Source organism: Nonomuraea sp. NPDC050310, from assembly GCF_040655795.1.
GTDB lineage: Bacteria > Actinomycetota > Actinomycetes > Streptosporangiales > Streptosporangiaceae > Nonomuraea.
Window position 1 is genome coordinate 310,993 of sequence record NZ_JBFAKP010000005.1, and the last position, 18,595, is coordinate 329,587.

Annotated in this window: 14 protein-coding genes and 1 pseudogene; 10 read left to right on the forward strand and 5 right to left on the reverse strand. The window is 69.2% G+C overall.

Features of this window, described 5'->3' with window-relative positions:
* Window positions 1-4 precede the first annotated feature (4 nt).
* The 3 genes from AB0I67_RS16590 to AB0I67_RS16600 all read right to left on the reverse strand — a co-directional run bounded on the left by AB0I67_RS16590 (window position 5) and on the right by AB0I67_RS16600 (window position 4,241).
* Window positions 5-2,443, reverse strand: a complete 2,439-nt coding sequence (locus AB0I67_RS16590) for a PEP/pyruvate-binding domain-containing protein (protein WP_357923867.1) — start codon at window positions 2,441-2,443, stop codon at window positions 5-7.
* Window positions 2,421-2,831, reverse strand: coding sequence for a MarR family transcriptional regulator (locus AB0I67_RS16595; protein WP_357923868.1), 411 nt, complete (start codon window positions 2,829-2,831; stop codon window positions 2,421-2,423). Before AB0I67_RS16595 ends, AB0I67_RS16590 begins: the two co-directional genes overlap by 23 nt.
* 117 nt (window positions 2,832-2,948) lie before the next feature.
* Window positions 2,949-4,241, reverse strand: a complete 1,293-nt coding sequence (locus tag AB0I67_RS16600) for an ArsB/NhaD family transporter (RefSeq protein ID WP_357923870.1) — start codon at window positions 4,239-4,241, stop codon at window positions 2,949-2,951.
* 324 nt (window positions 4,242-4,565) lie between these two features.
* Here AB0I67_RS16600 and AB0I67_RS16605 point away from each other — a divergent pair, with 324 nt between their 5' ends.
* The 5 genes from AB0I67_RS16605 (at window position 4,566) to AB0I67_RS16625 (ending at window position 10,268) form a co-directional block, all read left to right on the forward strand.
* Window positions 4,566-5,816 (forward strand): cation:proton antiporter, encoded by a 1,251-nt coding sequence (locus tag AB0I67_RS16605; protein ID WP_357923872.1) that lies wholly within the window; start codon window positions 4,566-4,568, stop codon window positions 5,814-5,816.
* A 59-nt stretch (window positions 5,817-5,875) separates the two neighbouring features.
* The gene (locus tag AB0I67_RS16610; protein WP_357923874.1) at window positions 5,876-7,171 is read left to right on the forward strand and encodes a potassium transporter TrkG; all 1,296 of its coding nucleotides are present in this window, start codon (window positions 5,876-5,878) and stop codon (window positions 7,169-7,171) included.
* Window positions 7,172-7,309: 138 nt separating this feature from the next.
* Window positions 7,310-7,960, forward strand: a complete 651-nt coding sequence (locus AB0I67_RS16615) for a class I SAM-dependent methyltransferase (RefSeq protein WP_357923876.1) — start codon at window positions 7,310-7,312, stop codon at window positions 7,958-7,960.
* A gap of 184 nt (window positions 7,961-8,144) precedes the next feature.
* The gene (locus AB0I67_RS16620) at window positions 8,145-8,420 is read left to right on the forward strand and encodes a hypothetical protein (RefSeq protein ID WP_357923878.1); all 276 of its coding nucleotides are present in this window, start codon (window positions 8,145-8,147) and stop codon (window positions 8,418-8,420) included.
* A gap of 111 nt (window positions 8,421-8,531) precedes the next feature.
* Window positions 8,532-10,268 carry a hypothetical protein gene (locus tag AB0I67_RS16625; protein ID WP_357923880.1) on the forward strand — a complete coding sequence of 579 codons (1,737 nt, stop codon included), beginning with the start codon at window positions 8,532-8,534 and terminating at the stop codon, window positions 10,266-10,268.
* Between the two features lie 179 nt (window positions 10,269-10,447).
* Here the strand turns inward: AB0I67_RS16625 and AB0I67_RS16630 are convergent, their stop codons facing one another.
* Window positions 10,448-11,008, reverse strand: a complete 561-nt coding sequence (locus tag AB0I67_RS16630; protein ID WP_357924081.1) for a recombinase family protein — start codon at window positions 11,006-11,008, stop codon at window positions 10,448-10,450.
* Window positions 11,009-11,403: 395 nt separating this feature from the next.
* Between AB0I67_RS16630 and AB0I67_RS16635 the strand changes: the two genes are divergently transcribed.
* Complete coding sequence (locus AB0I67_RS16635; RefSeq protein WP_357923882.1) at window positions 11,404-12,156, forward strand: helix-turn-helix domain-containing protein; 753 nt, start codon at window positions 11,404-11,406, stop codon at window positions 12,154-12,156.
* A 287-nt stretch (window positions 12,157-12,443) separates the two neighbouring features.
* Window positions 12,444-13,247 (forward strand): annotated as a pseudogene (locus AB0I67_RS16640) (IS5 family transposase).
* Between the two features lie 220 nt (window positions 13,248-13,467).
* On the opposite strand, the gene AB0I67_RS16645 reads toward AB0I67_RS16640, so the two are convergent.
* On the reverse strand, window positions 13,468-13,668 hold the full coding sequence (locus AB0I67_RS16645; RefSeq protein WP_357923883.1) for a hypothetical protein: 201 nt from the start codon (window positions 13,666-13,668) through the stop codon (window positions 13,468-13,470).
* A 570-nt stretch (window positions 13,669-14,238) separates the two neighbouring features.
* Between AB0I67_RS16645 and AB0I67_RS16650 the strand changes: the two genes are divergently transcribed.
* The 3 genes from AB0I67_RS16650 to AB0I67_RS16660 all read left to right on the forward strand — a co-directional run bounded on the left by AB0I67_RS16650 (window position 14,239) and on the right by AB0I67_RS16660 (window position 18,588).
* Complete coding sequence (locus AB0I67_RS16650) at window positions 14,239-14,793, forward strand: hypothetical protein (RefSeq protein ID WP_357923885.1); 555 nt, start codon at window positions 14,239-14,241, stop codon at window positions 14,791-14,793.
* On the forward strand, window positions 14,790-17,648 hold the full coding sequence (locus AB0I67_RS16655) for a hypothetical protein (protein WP_357923887.1): 2,859 nt from the start codon (window positions 14,790-14,792) through the stop codon (window positions 17,646-17,648). The genes AB0I67_RS16650 and AB0I67_RS16655 overlap by 4 nt, the downstream gene beginning before the upstream one ends.
* Before the next feature lie 301 nt (window positions 17,649-17,949).
* The gene (locus AB0I67_RS16660) at window positions 17,950-18,588 is read left to right on the forward strand and encodes a recombinase family protein (protein ID WP_357924083.1); all 639 of its coding nucleotides are present in this window, start codon (window positions 17,950-17,952) and stop codon (window positions 18,586-18,588) included.
* The last annotated feature ends 7 nt before the right edge of the window (window positions 18,589-18,595 follow it).

Here is an 18,595-nt window from a genome sequence, read left to right on the forward strand (position 1 = left end):
GGGATCAGCCGTCTGCTTCGATCCTCACCGTTCCGGCCGCCCCGTCCAGCGTGATCACCTGCCCGGTCCTGATCTCGTGCGTGGCGTTGCGGACGCAGATGACGGCGGGAATGCCGTACTCCCGGGCGACGGTCGGCCCGTGCGCGACCGGCGAGCCCGTCTCGGTCACCAGGCCCGCGGCGGTCAGGAACAGCGGAGTCCACCCGGGGTCCGTGGTGGGAGCCACGAGGATCTCGCCCGGCTCGATGTGAGCGTCACTCGGGTCGCGGATCACCCGCGCCCGGCCGGTCGCCCGCCCCGCGGCACCGGCCATCCCGGTCAGCGTCCCGTCCGTCACGGGTCCGGCCGGCAGGAGCGTCTCGACATCGGTCCCGTCGGACAACAGCGCCCCGGGCACGGTGTGCCGGCGCAGCTCCCGCTCGTGCGTGGCGCGGCGGGCGGCGATCAGGTCCCGGTGATCGCGTCCGTCGTGCACGGCGGCGTGCAGTTCCCGCAGATCGAGGAACATGACGTCGTCCGCGCTCGCCAGCCTGCCTCGGGCGGCCAGGTCCTCGCCGATCAGCAGGAGCTGCTCCCGCGCCGCCTGGATCGCCGGCAACCAGGCGAACTTCCCGAGCTCCCGCAGCCCGGTGAGCTCGCGCGAACGCCGCAGCAGGAACGCGGCCAACCGGCCGCGCACCGGCCTGCTGCGGCGGCCTCGCCGCGCCAGCGTCTCGACCATCGCCTCCGCCTTCCTGGCGGCCTGCTCGAATCGGTGGTCGGGGGCCTGGGCGGGATCGTCCACGCGCAGGTAGTTGGCGATCGTGGCGAACAGCGGCGCCGGATCCTCCGCCCAGCGGGGTACGCCGACGTCGACCTCGGCGGCGGCTCGCATGCCGTACCGGCGGAGAAAAGTGGTCATCCCGATGTCCGGCAGGGCGCCCGCGAGCTGGCGCGCGGCGAGCTCCTCCGGCGTGGTGGTGCGGAACAGGTCGCCGTGCTCGCGCGCCCGCACCGCGATCCGCCACAGCTCCAGGTCCATCTCGGTGGTCACGTTGTACGGCATGCCGCCGAGCACGGTGTCGAGCTCCTCGCCGGAGGCGATGCCGTCGAGCAGTCCCGCCGGAGCCGTCCCCGCGACGATGCCGGCCATCAGCGGCCACACGATGCCCTGCATGTCGATGCTCATGATCGCCTTGTGGGAGTCCTCGATCACCCACCGCAGCCGTTCGCCGGAGCCGGCCGTCGGCGGGGGAGGGGTGGTCAGCCGTCTGATCTCCGCCGCGCCGCGATGGGCCCGGGCCCGGGCGGCCTCGGGCCGGATCAGGCAGCGGGCGAGCCCGAAGAGCGCGGGAGGCGCCAGCCGTACCGTCATCTTCAGAGCGGCGCCGGGGCGGAACGGCAGGCCGCGCCGGGGCGCGAACCGGGGATCGTCCAGCACGTGGGTGACGGCGTCGCGGACGCGCGGGCCGTACACCTCCAGGGAGGCGCCGAGCCGCTTGCGCATGGCCTTGGCGCGTACGAAGTCGGTGAGGTCGAAGTAGAGCCGCCCGCCGATGGGCACCATCCGGGGCAGCGGGTCACGCGGATCGACGGAGGCGCCGGCGGCCTTGAACCACAGGCTCGCGCCGACCTTGAGCAGGGAGACGCCCATCGGCGTGGTCGGCCTGAGCAATCCTTGGATGTGCCCGAACTCCAGGTAGAGCCGGGTGTCGCCGGTGTCGGGCGGGGCCGGGAACAGGGTGGTGATCGGCCGTGACTGCAGCAGCCACAGTTCTCCGGCGGCGTCGATCGCCCACTCGATGTCCTGCGGTGCGCCGAAGTGCGCCTGCAGCCGCCGCCCCGCCTGGCGGAGTGCTTCGAGCTGCGTCCGGTTCAGGCACCCGGTCGTGGCCGGTCCGGCCGGCGTCCGGTGATCGAGGAGGTAGTGGTCGGGGACGACGGTGCCGTCGACGATGGCCGTGCCCAGTCCGGGCGCGGCGTCGACCACCATCTCGGTGCGGCAGCCGGTGATCGGGTTGGCCGTGAACAGCACTCCGGCCGCGACGGGGTCGACCATGCGCTGGATGACCACGGCCATGGCGGCCTCGTCGACGCCCGCGGCCGCGCGGTAGGCGACGGCGCGCTCGGTGTGCAGGGACTCCCAGCACCGGCCGACCGCGTCGATGAGCGGCCGCTCGCCCTCGACGTCGAGGTATGTGTCCTGCTGGCCCGCGAAGCTGGCTTCGGGCAGGTCCTCCGCCGTGGCGCTGGAGCGGACGGCCACCCGCCCGCCGCCGAGCCGTTCGTAGGCGGCCAGCAGGTCCTTCGCCGGGATCTCCCCGGCGAGATAGGGCTCGACGGTGAGGCAGAATCCGTCGGGGACGTTCTCGCCCGCGTTGATCAGTTCGCCGAGCCCGGCGGCCTTGCCGCCGACCAGCTCGGTCATCGAGGCGTCGATGTCAGCCAGCCGGATCAGTTTCATCCCGAATCCTCCTCGCGGCCTTGGCGTAGATCTCCATGGATCGCAGGATGATCTCCCGCTCCTCCTCGGTGCACCGGTCCCAGAGCGCCATCTGCCCGGCGATGCGGACTTCGCGGATCCTGCGGAGCTTCGCCGCGCCCTCGTCGCTGAGGTGGATCCTGCGGGCGCGGCGATCGGCGGGGTCCTCGTGCCGTTCGGCGAGGCCGCGCCGCACCAGCCCGTCGACGAGGCGGCTGGTCCTCGACACCGATCGGCCGATGGTGGCGGCGAGTTCCTTGACGGTGGGTGCCTCGCCGCGGTCGAGGACCTGGAGCAGGACGCTGTCGAGCATCCGCAGGTCGTCGCTCTCGTGCATGCGCATCAGGGACGGCATGAGATCGCGCTGCATGGAGGCGAGGAGTGAGAGGAGATGTTCCCGGCTGTCCATGTGCTACCCCGCACTAGTTGCGCTGCTAGCAACTAATTTAACTCGCCGAGGCCCGGCGGTCCATCCCGCCGGGCCTGATCACATGAGGTAGCGCAGCCAGAGGTACGGCACGCACAACGCGATGGTCACCACGGTCACCACGAGCCCGTACTTGGTGAACTGCCAGAAACTGATCGGATGGCCGTTGCGCGCGGCGATGCCCAGGACGACCACGTTGGCCGCCGCCCCGACGGCGGTGGCGTTGCCGCCCAGGTCGGCGCCGAAGGCGAGCGCCCACCACAGCACCTGTCCCGGCCCGTCGCCGCCGTTGGCCTGCACGAGCCCTTCCACGATCGGGCTCATGGTCGCGACGTACGGGATGTTGTCCACGACGGCCGACACCCCCGCCGAGGCCCACAGCAGCCCCATCGTGGTCAGCCCGAGCTGGCCCTGGGTGGCCTCGGCGGCGGCTTCGGAGACCCTGCCGATCACGCCGGTGTGCACCAGCGCGCCGACCATGACGAACAGGCCGGCGAAGAAGGTCAGCGTCGGCCACTCGATCTCGCTGATCGCCTCCTCGGTGGTGACCTTGGTGGCGGCGACCAGGATCCCGGCGCCCAGCAACGCGACCACGGACGGCTCGTAGTGCAGCACCGGGTGCAGCACGAAAGCCGCCATGACCAGGGCCAGAACGGCCAGGGACTGCCACAGCAGCCGCGAGTCGCGGATCGCCTCGCGCTCGTTGAGTGTCATGATCTCCGCCGCCCGCTCCGGGTCGTAGCGGAAGGACCTGCGGAACAGGACCCGGCACAACCCGATGTAGACGATCATGAGCACGATGACCATCGGCGCCATGTGCACCAGGAAGTCGTTGAAGCTCAGCCCGCCCCGGCTAGCGATGATGATGTTCGGCGGGTCACCCACCAGCGTGGCCGCGCCGCCGATGTTGGACGCCATCACCTCGGCGATCAGGAACGGCGCCACGGGCAGCGCCAGCCGTTCGCAGACCAGGAAGGTGACCGGCGCGATCAGCAACACGGTCGTGACGTTGTCCAGCAACGCCGAGGCGATCGCGGTGATGACGACCAGCAGCACCATCAGCCGGTACGGCTTGCCGCGCGCCCGCTTGGCCGCCCAGATGGCCAGATACTCGAAGACGCCGGTCTGCTTCAGCACGCCGACGATGATCATCATGCCGAGCAGCAGGAAGATGACGTTCCAGTCGATGCCGGTGGCCTCGGCGAAGAAGGCGGCCTCGGCGTCGGTGGCGTGGATCAGCAGCATGATCCCGGCGCCGCCCAGCGCCGCCGCGACCCGATGGATCTTCTCGGTGGCGATCAGGACATAGGCGAACAGGAAGACGGCGACCGACAGCCAGGCGGTGACGGTCACGCGGCGAGCCCGCCGGCCAGCGCCTGAGGGGCGGGAGAGGGCGGGTCATGGGGGAGGACGGGGAACGGGGTGGCCAGGTCGCGCGCACGCATCAGCGCCGCCCTTCATGATCGACAACAGAACTCGCCGACCAGACTTCCCGGCACACCTGCCAGAACCGTATCAACGATCTCCAAGATCCCGGAAGACTGCTCGCCCGCGTGCGCGGCGAGCTCACCCGGCGGCGCATCCATGGGTTCCCTCGCTGATCCCTTCGGGCTTTCCGCTTCCTGATACGGTTCGTGCTGGTGTGCCGGGAAGCCTGGTCGGCGATGTCGTATTCGCATGGCCGACGAGAGGCATGTCGTGGTCACCTTGCTGACGGCTTTCGCCGCACTGCTGCTGCTCGCCGTCCTGCTGTCGAGCCTGGCCAACCGCACCATCCTGTCCACGGCCGCGCTGTTCCTGGTGGCCGGATTCGTCCTCGGCGACGGCGCCCTCGGCCTGATCTCGCTGAGCCCGGACGACGACATGGTCGGCACGCTGGCCGAGCTGGCCCTGTTCGCCGTGCTGTTCACCGACGGTATGCGAGTGGGCTGGAAGGACCTGCGCACGGCGTGGCGCCTGCCGGGACGCGCGCTCGGCTGGGGACTGCCGCTCACGCTCGTCATCACCGCCCTGGCCGCGCACTACATCGTCGGGCTGGGCTGGATCGAATCGCTGCTCGTCGGCGCCATCCTGGCCCCCACCGACCCCGTCTTCGCCGCCGCCCTGGTCGGCAACGAGAAGGTGCCGCCACGGCTGCGGCAACTGCTGAACGTCGAATCCGGCGTCAACGACGGGCTCGCCCTGCCGTTCGTCATGCTCTTCCTCGCCGTCGCCGCCGGCTCCGACGACCTCCACCTCGGCGACCTCGGCCTCGAACTCGGCCTGGGCGTGCTGATCGGCGTCGCCGTACCGTGGCTGGCGATCAAGCTGGAACAGACCCGCTGGTTCTCCGCCTCCACCCAGTACGAGCCGCTCAACGCCCTGGCCATCGGCCTGCTCGTCCTCGCCCTCGGCAAGGCCACGCACGGCAACCTGTTCCTGGCCGCCTTCTCCGCCGGCATCACCGTCGCCACCTTCGGCGAGCGGCAGCGTGAATCCTTCGAGCACTTCGGCGAGCTCATCGCCGAGTTGTTCAAGCTGGCCGCGCTGCTGGTCTTCGGCGCGCTCATCACCCCCGCCCTGCTCGGTTCGGTCGGCTGGACCGGCTGGCTGTTCGCCGTCCTGGCGCTGGTGGCCGCCCGGCCGGTGGCGATCTGGATCTCCTTCCTCGGCTCCGGCCTGTCCATGCGCGAGCAGGCGGCGGTGGCCTGGTTCGGGCCCAAGGGCTTCGCCTCGGTCGTTTACGGCCTCATCGTCCTGAGCTCCGGCATCGCCGCCGGGCAGGAGGTCTTCCAGCTCGTCGCGGTCACCATCGTGCTGTCGATCCTGCTGCACTCCTCCACCGACATCGTGGTGGCGCGCGGGTTCGACGACGAACGAGACGTGCCCGCCTGGTTCGGGATCGTCCGGCGCATCCGCGACCGCAAGAACGGACAGTCGGACAAGTGAGGCGTGCGCGGTGGCGCGCTGCCCTGCTCGGCCGATTCCACCATCCCGCACAGGTCGTCGTGACCGGCTTCGGCAGCGCGATCCTGGCCGGGACCGCACTGCTGTCCTCTCCGCTTGCCACCACGACCGGCGAGTCAGCCGACGTGCTCACCGCCCTGTTCACCGCCACCTCCGCGGTCTGCGTGACGGGCCTGGTCATCGTCGACACCGCAGGTCACTGGTCATCCTTCGGCGAGATCGTGATCGCGGGACTCATCCAGGTCGGCGGGCTCGGCATCATGACCCTCGCCACCTTGTTCACGGTATTGGTGGCAGGTCGGCTGGGCCTGCGAGCCCGGCTGTTCGCCCAGGCGGAGACCAAGACCCTGAGCATGTCCGACGTCCGCCGTGTCGTGCGCAACGTGGTGATCTTCAGCGTCGCCTGCGAAGCGCTAGCCGCGGCGGTGCTCACCGCACGCTTCATGATCGGATACGGCGAGCCGTTCGGCCGGGCGATCTACCTGGGCGGCTTTCATGCGATCTCCGCCTTCAACAACGCCGGCTTCGCACTGTGGCCTGACAGCCTCATGCGCTTCGTGGCCGACCCCTGGATCTGCCTCACCATCGCCGCGGCGGTGATCGTGGGCGGGCTCGGCTTCCCGGTCGTGTTCGAGCTCGCCCGCAACTGGCGGCGGCCTGGCCGGTGGTCGATCCTGACCCGCGTCACAGTCGGGATGACCCTGACGCTGCTGATCGCCGGAACGCTGATCTTCCTGGCCACAGAGTGGCGCAACCCGAAGACACTCGGCGGCCTGGAGGAGCCGGCCAAAGTGCTGGCGGCCTTCTTCGCCGGCGTCATGCCGCGCACCGCTGGCTTCAACAGTCTCGATATAGGCCAGATGTACCCGACGAGCCTGCTGGCCACGGACGTGCTCATGTTCATCGGCGGTGGCAGCGGCGGCACCGCCGGGGGCATCAAGGTCACGACGTTCGGTCTCCTGCTGTTCATGATCTGGGCCGAACTCAGGGGCGAGCCTCGCGTCATCGTCGGGCATCGGCGGATCGCCGGGACGGCACAACGCCAGGTCGTGTCCGTCACCATGATCAGCATCGCCCTCGTCGCCATCTCCACCTACGTGCTGCTCGCGCTCACGCCGCACACACTGGACCAGGTGCTCTTCGAGGCGGTCTCCGCCTTCAGCACGGTCGGCCTGTCAACGGGCATCACCGCCGGCGTCACGCCGGCTGGTCACCTTCTGCTGACCGCCTTGATGTTCATCGGCAGAATCGGCCCCCTCACCCTCGGCTCCGCCTTGGCCATGAAAGACCGCGGACGCCGCTACGAGCTACCGGAGGAGCGTGTCATCGTTGGCTGACAGGCGTGTTCTCGGGTCACCACGTCGTCCGTTCAGGAGCCGACAACCCCTTCGCAAGGCGGGCATGGAGCGCCACAATCGAAGTACCCCAGGGCCAGCACACAGGCGATCCAATCCCGCCGACGCAGGGGAGCAGCGATGACGAACGTTTCGAACCTGCCCTTTGGCGGCGCACCGATAGCCAAGGTGGGCATAGAGCAGTTTCATCACCCTCGTCCGGTAGGCGTCGGCCGTGGATCGAGCATCCAACCGACCGAGCAACGTAAGCGGCTGCTCGCCGGGCTGACCGGCCTCGTCGTCGAATACGGTGCCGGTGACGGGGTGAAACTCTCGTGCTACCCCAGCAGCGTGCAGGAAATCATCCTGGTCGAACCCGACCCCTTCCTTCGCGGCGCCGCCGAACAGATCGCCTCGGGCTCAGTGATCCCAAGCCGCGTCGTCGATGGCAGCCTCACGCGACTACCTGTGCCAGACCAGTCATGCGACGCAGTGGTGTTCTCACTCGTGCTCTGCTGCGCACCACTCCAGAGCGCGCTCGCCGAAGCCAGACGCGTGCTACGACCGGGCGGAGAACTGCGCTTCTACGAGCACGTGCGATCGCCCAACCCGCTCTTCGCGCTCACCGAGGCACTGGTCACGCCGATCTGGTCCGCCGCCAGCGGCGGATGCCACCCCACCCGGAACCCGCTCCCCGCCATCGAAGCGGCGGGGTTCACCGTCGCACACCTTGAGCGCTTCGTGTTCCTGCACATCAGCCACGTCCTGGGCGCAGCGACGTCAAGGGGATAGCACCTAGCATCGCTGGCCCCCGCACACGTGACGCGCTGCGAGCGAGCAGGCAAGGCGCCGCGGACAACACGTCGACACTGATCTCCGTCTCGGACATCCGGCGACGGAGTTGCTCCATGCCGCTGCCGAGCATGATGCCGACCTTGTGCTGATCCGAGTGAGGACGGAGATGCCAGTCGGCGGTATGGCATTTGCCGGTGCTGAAGCCTTCCCCTCCCTGCTGCACGCCGCCACGGCCGACCCCGACGGATGCAAGCTGCTGTTCCGCTACGCCGCCCGCGAGCCCGACTTCCGCGACCTGATCGACTCCATCGCCGACGCCTCCCGTGAAGTCGGCCGGCGCAACCTGGCGTGCGCTATCCCGGAGGGGCCGTGGCTGGACTGGGCCGCCAACCTGATCCCTGCCTTTACCCTGGAGGCCGTCATCGCCTGGCTCGACGCCGGCCAGCCCGCCCCTTGACCGGGTGGCTGAGCGCATCACGGCTGTCGTGCACGGCGTCATGGTCGCCGCCCATCCCACCGCGTGAGGATGAGGGGCGAAATGACTCCGCCTTCTGCTTCGCTATGACGCATGACGACGGTGAACTGGGAGCGCGAACCCGGGGAGAAGGTCGAAGAGTTCGTCGCGGCACTGCTGCTGCTCAAGCACCCGCACGGCAACCGGCCCACCCCATCACGTGGCGACCGAGGCGTCGACGTACGGGTCTGGAACCCAGACGGCTATGACATCTACCAGGTCAAGCGCTACAGCGGCCCGCTGAAGCCCGGTCAGGCCAAGAAGGTGGAAGCCTCCTGGAAGACCTTCGTCGCCGAGACGCTGCCCACCGTGCCGGTGCGCTCGTGGACCCTTGTGACCCCGTGGGAACCGAGCAACGAGCGACTGGACTGGCTGGGGCAGCTGACCGCCGGCCACGGCGTCCACACGCACTGGATGGGCGGCTGCAAACTGGACGGCATGGCCGCCGAGAATCCCGCCCTGGTGGAGTACTTCTTCGGCGACGGCGGGCAGCGCCTGCACCGGCTGATGGCCGACGCGCTACAGGGCGGCCGCGAGGTGCCCCAAGGGGTGCCCGGCCAAGATCTGCTTCAGGCGGTCATCGCCCGGCAGCGCGGCCTGGCCGCCGCGCTGAACGAGGTGGACCCCTTCTACCGCTACGAGGTGCAGATCCGCTCCGGCCGCGTGCGCGATCAGGCGTGGGACAGCGACCTGCACAGCGCCGTGCCGGTGGCCTGGGTGCAGTACCGGCAACTGGATGAGGAGTCGTATCTGCTGATGCGGCTGCTGCCCCGCTGCGCCGAGTCGCTGCGGCTGCGGCCGATCACCACCTCGGTGCAGTTGGAGGTCCCGGTCGGCTCTCCCGAGCAGCAGGCGGTCGAGGACTGGCTGCGCTACGGCGCTCCCTTCCACGATGTGCCCGGCACTGTCACCAGCGTCACCGGACCGCCGGGCTTGTTCGCCTCCGCCGGGCCGGGCCGGTTCAGCTTCATGGTCCCCAGCGAGGGCGGCGCGGGCCGGCCGGACCTGGAGATCCGGCTCCTGGCCGCCGACGACACGGTGGCGCACACGCTGGACCTGGTCGACGTGCAGCTCTCCCGCGGCGTGGACGGGCCCGGCGTGTGGCTGTCGGGCACCGACCGCTCGGGCGTCCTGAAGTTCCGGTTCCTGCTGAACGGGCCCGACCGCGACCGGGTGCGCATGAGCCTGTCCGCGCTCGCCGGCAAGACCCCCGCCGACGTGCTGCCGGCGATGCACCTACTGGCCGCCCTGCCCGACACCCCAGGAATCGTCGTCGCGGTGCGCGGCGGCCGCCCCCTCACCTCGCTGTGGCGGCCGGAGGAATCCGAAGTGCGCGCCTCGCCCCTGCCGGACATGGCCCGCCAGACAGTCACCTTCCTGCAGGCACTGCTCGCCGTGCAGGCCCACACCTTCCACCGCGTGACCGTGCCCGGCCTGGATGAGGTCACCCCCGAGCAGGCAGGCGAACTCATCCAGCTCGCCGCGCTCCTGCGCGGTGAGGAAATCCGCACCACCTGGTCCGAGATCACCATGACCCGGGGCGCCTCCGCCGGGCCGCCGCCCACCGACCCGGAGTTCAGCGTCTTGAGTGCCAGCCCGGTCCAGGTGAACCTTGCCGGGCAGCAGATCGTCCTGGACGACGTCCAACGTCGCGTCCTCTATCACCACGCGCGCCCAGCCGACCCCCACGCGCTCGCCTCGGCCCAGCCGGGCGACTCCATCCGCCTGGTGCCCGGAGCCTCTGCCGAGGCGACGATCGCCGTGGTCCCCGTCAGCGGCCCTCCGCAATGATCGCCCGGAGAAGGCGGTCGGCTCCCGGCTGGAATCTCACCGGCCTCGCCGGCCAAGACCCGGAGACCCTGGCCACCGACAGATGCCGGCCCTTGTTGGCATCCGAGGAGGATGAGTGCAGGATTTGGCGCTAACGTTGATCGTTAGCGTGATGACGGAACGTGGCGCGTAGATCTCCGTCAGGCGTCGGAGCCGACCGTCTCATCGTGATCGCGGAGCATGCGCAGGACGGTCGCGGGCGAGGGGTGTTGGCCCTTCTTCCTGCCCTTGCTGATGACCAGGCGGGCGGCGATGTCGCGGAGGCTGAGGTCCTGTGCGCGCAGGTGCAGGGCCATGGAGAGCATGGCGGGGTCGGTGACGGCGGCGCCGCCGATGGTCTTGCCGCGGCTGCGGGCGGACTCGTAGCCCTCCAGGGTGCGGTCGTGGATGTATTCGCGTTCCATGCCCGACAGAGAGGCGAGCACGGTGAACACCACCCCGGACGGGTTGTGGGAGCCCTGCAGCTCGCCGGTGAGGAACTGCAGCGCGATCCCGGCGGCGCGCAGCTGCTCGGCCAGGGTGGCCAGGTCAAGGCCGCGGCCGAGTCGTTTGTGCTCGTGCACCACGAGGGTGACCGCCACGCTGGCCGATCGGAGCTCGCGGGCCAGGGCGACGGCCCGCTCGAGCTCGGGGCGGACGGCGGGTCCAGCCGAGATACTGGGAAACCGGCCGTGAGTTGATCTTGAAGCCCGTTTCCGCAGGCAGGCGTACGTTCAGCGGTCAACCGTGATCAGTTTGAGGACGCTTCCTTGTCCTTGTCGGGGTGCCGTTGGCCAACGTGGCATCAGCCGCCATATAGGCCCTCCTCTGCCTCGAAAGCGTCTCCGCCAGCCGGAGCGCCCTCGAAGGCCATGCCGCTCTCCTACGTCCCTGGCACGCACGCTGGCATCCCGTAAAACTCGCAATAACTCGCGATGATCAATACCGTGACCGCTGCTCGGCATCTGACCTGGGCTTATCCGTGAACGCGCGAAAGAAAGGGAGGTTTGTAGCGCGGCGGGTGCAAGGCGTCGCCAGGCACGGTAGCCCGGTGCATCCTCGGAGTCGTATCGCCTGTCGGATGAGCTGGCGAACAGATCCCAGGAGGATGATCATCATGGTCTGGCAGGACGTGCGTACGGATCGCGAGCTGAGGCGGGCGGTGGAGGACCTCAGTGACCCGCTCCGTGAGCGGCTCACTGAGTCGGGGCGTAGCCAGGAGTGGCTCGCGCGGGCGACCAGCTACTCGCCGAGCTCGATCTCGCGGGCCCTGTCGGGTCGTGTACTGCCCTCGCGCGAGGTGGTCGTGGCGATCTCCGAGGCCCTCAAGCAGTCACCTAAGGACACCGCCCGCCGGTGGCGCAGGGCCGCGAACCTACGTCGGACCGATAGGCGGGAGCAGCGCACTGCCGAGCTCTCTGGCTGGCCGCCGCACATCAGGACCTACGAGGACCTGCTCGGTGCGGTGCGGCGGCTCATCTCCCGGAGCGCGGTCACACAGACCAGGCTCGCCGAGCGGATCGGCGTTCCCCCCTCCACCCTCAGCGCCGCTCTGCGTGGCACACGGAGCCTCCACCGCCAGCTGCTGGAGGACGTCATCCATGCCTGGCAGGGAGAGACCGGCGCGGTCTCCCGCGCAGCTGTCGCGAGGCAGCAGATCGAGCAGTGGCTGCGCGCGTGGGATCAGGTGGGCAGGCCCTACCAGCAGCAGCGGCTGGCCCGACGGCAGGACGGCTACCGCCGGAGCGGGGAGGCGAGACGAACGGGGCTGGCGATCCTGTACGAGCGGAGGCGGCAGCACGGCGCGTGGCTGCGTGAGCTAGAGGCGGTCCCGCGCAGGCGAGTACGGAGACGTCGCCCGCCACGGTGACGATCGTTACGGCAGAAGGGCCCAAGTGCGCTGAGCTGGCTGACCACCTGCGGTGTCCGGCTGGTGCCGCAAACCCCGGCCGCAGCAGCCTCGCTCCACACTGCGGACCTTCGAGCCGGATGCTATGCGGCACCCTTCGGTACTGTGTTCGATAGAGAGCCCGCGCGTGGGGAAGCGCTGCGGGCTCTCTTCTTGGCCTGCCGGTAAGAATCGACCACGTACGTCCGACGATCAAAGAAAGATCCCTTAGACCGTGACTCATTTGGGGATCGGTCGTTAGTTCGTTCGTGGACGCGTTCCTTCGGCGGCTTGTGCCGGATGAGTTGTGGGAGTTGTTCCTGCGGGTGGTCCCGGCGGCGCCATCGCGTCCGCAGGGTGGCGGCGCGGCGGGTCGACGATCGGGTGATTCTGGCGGCGATCGTGTACGTGGCTACCACCGGGTGCGCTTGGCGGCAGTTGCCCCCGGTGTTTGGTGCCTCCTGGCAGACGGTGCACCGTCGCTTCACCGAGTGGAGCACCGCACGCGTGTGGGCCAAGCTGTACCGGATCCTGCTGGACGAGCTCGGCGCCCGTGGCGAACTGGACTGGTCGCGGTGCGCGATCGACTCGGTCAGTGTGCGAGCTGTGAAAGGGGGGAGCTGACAGGCCCGAATCCTGTCGATCGCGGCAAGAAAGGGTCGAAGATCCACCTCATCACCGATCGCACCGGTCTGCCGGTCTCTGTCGCGATCAGTGCCGCCAACGTCCATGACAGCCTGGCCCTGGAACCACTGGTGCGCAGCATCCCGCCCATCCGTTCCCGCCGCGGGCCTCGACGCCGCCGCGCCGCCAAGCTGCACGGAGACAAGGGCTACGACTATCCCCACCTGCGGACCTTCTTGCGCGGCAGGGGCATCGTGCCGCGTCTTGCCCGCCGGGGGATCGAGTCCAGCCAGCGCCTGGGACGTCACCGCTGGGTCGTGGAAAGGACAGTCTCGTGGCTGGCCGGCTGCCGTCGCTTACACCGGCGCTACGAACGCCGGGCCGACCACTTCGCGTCCTTCGTTGCCATCGCTGCAGCCCTCATTTGCTACCGCCGACTCGCCAATTGAGTCACCGTCTTAATAGTCCGTGGGCACCAGGACTGACTGGGCGGACGCCATCGCGTGTACCTGGTTGCACGACTCTTACCGGGACCCCGAATCGTGTCGCACGGCCCAAGCGAGCGGCACGAAGCATCGGAGGGCCGTTCGCGGCATGCCCAGGTCGAGCTGGACCGCGACCCGATGTTGATCCGCCTGGCAGCGCCGTTCTGCACGGTGGCCGCTCACGTCACAGCACGCCCATGCTCGTGAAGACCAGCAACGTGATGGTCACCGCGCCGGCGAACGCGACTCCGGCCTTGCCAACGGCACTTGTCGGCGAAGCGCCGGCAGCCCTGGCGAGCATGGCCGCCGCCAACGCGATCAGGCACCCGATCAGAAGGGCGATCACAACGAGAAGAACCCTGGTGGACGTCACGAACGAGCTCATTTCGATCTAGGACGAAGTTGAGATCGGTCACACGCCATACCTGATTGCGGGCATGACGAAGCGACTCGATCTCAGGGTCGGCAGCGGTCGAGCTGCTGACCCTGATGTGGTGACCGAGCCTTGGCCGTCGTCATCCCTGCGATCGGCGAAAGAAGCTTTCCCGTTCCCCCACGAGTGGGGGCTCTCCTCCAACCAGGCTCCTGCGGTGCAAATCATGGCAGAAGGGGTGTCGCTAGATCCGGGAGATCGGCCATTTCGCCCGCACGTTGATCCGCAAAGCCCTGAGCAGCCGGACTGGCCTGCGGCGAGCCGACAGGGTCGGTGATCAGCCTGCCCTTGACGACAGCAACTCCGAACTGCTGTCGTCGGGGCACGGCGAGCATCCGAACGAAAAGTCCCGTTAGCGGGTGCCCTCGGCTAACTATTTGATCTTCCGCTCGTCCTGCTTGCCTGGCCTGCCCTACCTTCGGCGTCTATGCCGGTGAGATGCGTGCCCCGCACTGGTTTCGGTAGGTAACACCTTAATCACACAGATACCGGCTGGGCTCAGGCCGGATCAGGCTTGACGGCATGACGGGAGAGCATGGCACGACGGGGCGGAGGGGCGGCTCGTGGTGGTGGCGCGGAGTCGCTGCGCTCGGGCTGGTGTTCCTGACGGTCTCGGTGACACTCGGGCTGGTGTGGTTCTTCTCCGACCCGCAGCCCGATTCCGGCGCATGGCTGGAGCTGCTGAGCTGGCGCGCCGGTGTGGTGGGCATGTTCGCCGGGACAGGGATCGGCCTGGCGGCGCTCGTGGTTTCCGTCCTGGCGTTGCGAGCCCAGAAGAAGGCTGAACAACAGCCCGACCCAACGAGCTCGGCCGCCCCCGAAGGTGCGCTCGAGCCGGAGGGCGGGATCGGAACAGGGGCGGCCCCGTCGCCGGCACAGCAACCGGCGGGCCCGTCGCAGCTCCCCGCCGCCTCAGCTGAGCAGGAACGGCAAAGCGATGGTCCTCCTCGCTCCTATGGAGGTGACCACATCGAGTTCCGGGGGGATACGTTCAGCGGGCCGGTGATCGGCAAGCAGGTCAACCAGCCGGCCTCCCCACCTGCGCCTCCTCCCACCAACGAGGAAGACCTGCCGTGAGTGGGACCAGCGGCGATGAGCACGAGCAACAGGCGGATTCCCGACGCTACGTCGGAGACCATATCGAGCTGCCCGACGGCGACTTCCACGACCAGGTGATCGGTAAGCAGGAGAACCATCACCACGACCACCATTACTACCCGGCGCCGCCGGCGGGACCGAGTGGGGATCAGGCCCCGCCGGGCGTTCCGCTGAGCCAGGTGCAGGACCCGTTCCAGTTCGAGGTCCACCGGCCCTTCGACCTGCCACATGAGGGCCTGCCGCCGCTTCCGCCCTACATCTCCCGTGAACACGATCGACGTCTGCGCGATGTGGTGCTGGCCGCCGCCGAGGGGAGTGTCAGCCGAATCGCGGTGCTGGTGGGAGGCTCGTCCACCGGCAAGACCCGCGCCTGCTGGCAGGCGCTTGAAGTGTTACGCGATCGTCCGGAGCCGTGGCGGGTGTGGCACCCCATCGATCCCGGCCGTCCCGGCGCCGCCGTGGCCCGGCTGCGCCAGGTAGCCCCCTACACGGTGGTGTGGTTGAACGAGGCGCAGTTCTACCTGGCTCCCGATCAGCTCGGTGAGCAGGTCGCCTCGGGCCTGCGCGAGCTGCTACGCGATACGAGGCGGGGCCCGGTGCTGGTCCTAGCCACCCTGTGGCCGCAGTACTGGGACGCCCTGACCACCCGTCCGGAAGCCGGAGCGCCCGATCCGCACGCCCAGGCGCGGGAACTGCTGACCGGCCACATGATCGCCGTCCCGGACGCCTTCACCCGCCCCGACCTGCAGGCCATGACCGATCGCGCCAAAGGTGATCCCCGCCTGGCCGAAGCCAGCGAGCACGCGGCCGACGGCCAGATCACCCAGTACCTGGCCGGGGCGCCGGTCCTGCTGGACCGCTACACCCAGGCCTCGCCCGTCACCAAAGCGCTGATCACCGCCGCCATGGACGCCCGCCGCTTGGGTGCCGGCCCGCACCTGCCGCTGGTGTGGCTCTCCGAAGCCGCGCCCGGCTACCTCACCGACACCCAATGGCAACAGACCGGCCAGGACTGGCTGCAGCAGGCCCTGGACTACGCTGCCACCCCGTGCAACGGCATCCCCGGCATCCTGGCCCCTATCAAGACCGGAACTCCCCGCAACCGGCGCAACCGCCGCGCCACCCCACCCGCCGCCGCTCCCGCCCCGCCTGCAAACGGGGTGCTCTATCGGCTGGCCGACTACCTCGACCAGTACGGCCGCCACCACCGCGCCGGCCACATCCCGCCCATCGACTTCTGGACCGCCGCCGCTCGCCACGCCCACCCGGCCGACCTGACCGCGCTCGGCCAGGAGGCCCGCGACCGCGGTCTGTATCGCGACGCCGCCCAACTCCTCAAACACGCCACTACCCACGGCTACCCCGGCGCCGCCGCCCTCCTCCTACGGCTCATGCACTTCACACACCCGACCGACAACCGCCCCGCCCGCATAGCCGCCGCGCATCTCCCCCTCGACACCCCGTACGCGGTGGTTCGTCTGCTCGAGGCGTTCTGGGAGGCGGGTGCGGTAGAGCAGATCGCGGGGCTGGCCGAACGCTCCGTCGTGCATGTCGCCCTAGACAACCCCCGCGAGGTGGCTCGTCTGCTGGAGGTGTTGCGGGGGGTCGGGGCGGTGGAGCAGATCGCGGCGCTGCTGGAGCGTGAGCCCGCCATGCACGTCGCCCTAGACGACCCGTACGGGGTGGCTCGTCTGCTGGAGGTGTTGCGGGGGGTCGGGGCGGTGGAGCAGATCGCGGCGCTTGCCGGACGGGCGGTCGCGCACGTTGCCCTTGACGACCTGTACGCGGTGGCCCGTCTGCTGGTGGTGCTGCGGCAGGTGGGGGCGGTGGAGCAGTTCACCGCGCTTGCCGGACGGGCGGTCGCGCACGTTGCCCTTGACGACCTGTACGCGGTGGCCAGCCTGCTGGAGGCGTTGTGGGAGGCGGGCGCGGTTGAGCAGGTCGCGGCGCTCTTGGAGCGTGATCCCGTCACACACGTCCCCCTCGACGACCCGGATGCGGTGGCCAGCCTGCTGGAGGCGTTGTGGGAGGCGGGCGCGGTTGACCAGGTCGCGGCGCTCTTGGAGCGAGATCCCCTCGTGCACGTCGATCTCGACGACCCGGGCCCCGTGGCGGGCCTGCTGGAAGCATTGCGAGAAGTGGGGGCGGTGGAGCAGGCAGCGGCGCTTGCCGGACACGCGGTCGCACACGTTGCCCTCAATGATCCGGACGATGTGGCCAGCCTGCTGGAGGCATTGCGGTGGAACGGGGCGGCTGATCAGGTCGCGGCGCTCCTGGAGCGTGATCCCGCCAGGCACGTCGCTCTCGATGACCCGGACGATGTGGCCAGCCTGCTGGAGGCATTGCGGTGGGTCGGGGCGGCTGATCAGGTCGCGGCGCTCCTGGAGCGTGATCCCGCCAGGCACGTCGCTCTCGATGACCCGGACGATGTGGCCAGCCTGCTGCAGGTGCTGCGGTGGGATGGGGCGGCTGATCAGGTCGCGGCGCTCTTGGAGCGTGATCCCGCCAGGCACGTCGCTCTCGATGACCCAGACGCTGTGGCCTACCTGTTGGAGGTGTTACGGGGGATCGGAGCGGTGGAGCAGGTCGCGAAGCTAGCTGGACGCGTCGTCGTGCACGTCGCCCTCGACGGCCCGCGCGGGGTGGCCCGCCTGCTGCAGGTGTTGAGGGGCACTGGGGCGGTGAAGCAGGTCGCGGCACTGGCCGAACGGTTTCCTGCCGCCGGGCTGTTTGATCAATTTCTCGAGTTCGGTGACCATCGGCACAAGTACCGGTTCGGACGAGAACCCGATGGACGCGCTGCTGATCCGTGGGATTGGGACGACCTGGATTGATCTGGGGGAGGACATAGTGACCCAGGTCAGTTTCGCAGGGCGGCAAGGGCGCGGCTTTTCCTGCCAGCGGATCAGCGCCTCAGACGGGATCCGGGCGATGCGGCCAGCGAAGCGACGAAGGTGTGCTCCAGGTGGGCCAGTAAAGTGGGCGCCCTTCATTAAACGATCGTTTTTTGAAGGCTCTCGGACCGGAGGGGCCGACCAGGGCGAACGGTCTTCAAAAACTCGCTTCAACAACCGGGCGACTTCAATAACTTTGGAGACCGTTTGTTGAGAGAATCAGCGGGTGACGATCACACCGATGGAGCTGCCCGAGGACGTCCTCGCCGCCTTCCCCGCCGTACGGTCCGAGATCCGCATCGGCTACGCCCGCGTCTCCACCCGCGGCCAAAGCCTCGACCGCCAGATCGACGCGCTGAGCGCCGCCGGCTGCCGCAAGATCTTCGCCGACAAGAAGTCCGGCAAAACCGCCCAGCGCCCCGAGCTCGAGGCCTGTCACGCGTTCCTGTCCGCCGGCGACACCCTCGTCGTGCCCGAGCTCGCCCGCTACGGCCGCTCCCTGCACGACCTCATCACCATGGTCGGCGACCTGCGCCGCCGCGAGATCGGCTTCACCAGCCTGCACGAACAACTCGACACCACCACCCCCGGCGGCCGGCTGGTCTTCCACGTCTTCGCCGCCCTGGCCGAGTTCATCCGCGAACTCATCATCGCCGGCACCCACGAAGGCCTGGCCGCCGCGCGGGCCCGCGGCCGCACCGGCGGCCGCCCCACCGTCGTCAACACCGAACTCCTCAAGGCCGCCCGCGACCTGCTGCCCGACCCTGGACGCTCCGTCACTTCGATCGCCAAGCTGCTGGGCGTCAGCGTCGGCACGCTCTACAACCACATTCCCGACCTTCAAGAACTCCGCTCAGGACAGCAGCCGACTCTCACATAGAGGGCAC